Raw genomic sequence first — 603 nt, forward strand, 5'->3', positions numbered from 1 at the left:
AGCTGGAGCTTTCGATAGGTTATGCATTCGGGCCCGACCGAGGAGACTGGAGTTACCACGCTTCAGATTCGTCGGACGGACTCCTGATCAACAACGAAGCGTGGGAGCTGAACGGGTGGAGCGGCTTGTCATCGACTTTGCCAAGACCATCGCGCTTCCTCGGCCGGCGAGCACATTAGCTAAGCTAGTTATCGGAAATACGGGCATAGCGCAGGCAAGCCTGAGCGACGACCGAACCGTGATCCTCACTGGCAGGACACCCCATCGACAGCAACGGCGGCTAAGTGGCGAACCTCATTCTCGATATCGTGGCGGGTTGCGGCCGTCTGGTGACGGTGCAGCGGGCGACCTTTGCCTGCGCGAGACGCTGCGACCCGGTTCTGCACGTGGGGGACGACGCCGACCACTTCAACGCGACCGCCTCGCAAATTGCCACACGCAACGGCTTCTCCGCCCCCGCGGCAGATGATCAGCAGTGACGGTCTCCTGCTGATCGCACGATCGCACGGACGCGGCTGCAATTAGATCCGGTCCAACAAGGCAAGATTGGCCTCGATCGTCTCGTCCCCCGGTAATGCCGCACGAGCTTCGAGCAGCAATTTG

1 protein-coding gene and 1 pseudogene are annotated in these 603 nt (G+C 61.0%); both read left to right on the forward strand.

From position 1 onward, the window contains the following. Window positions 1-115: 115 nt before the first annotated feature. A pseudogene (locus tag ACFHWW_RS34110) lies at window positions 116-199 on the forward strand (hypothetical protein); the annotation flags it as partial. Between the two features lie 85 nt (window positions 200-284). Continuing rightward, on the forward strand, window positions 285-479 hold the full coding sequence (locus ACFHWW_RS34115) for a hypothetical protein (protein WP_379943797.1): 195 nt from the start codon (window positions 285-287) through the stop codon (window positions 477-479). Window positions 480-603 lie beyond the last annotated feature (124 nt).

It is taken from the genome of Sinorhizobium sp. P24N7 (assembly GCF_042436655.1).
Lineage (GTDB): Bacteria > Pseudomonadota > Alphaproteobacteria > Rhizobiales > Rhizobiaceae > Sinorhizobium > Sinorhizobium meliloti_A.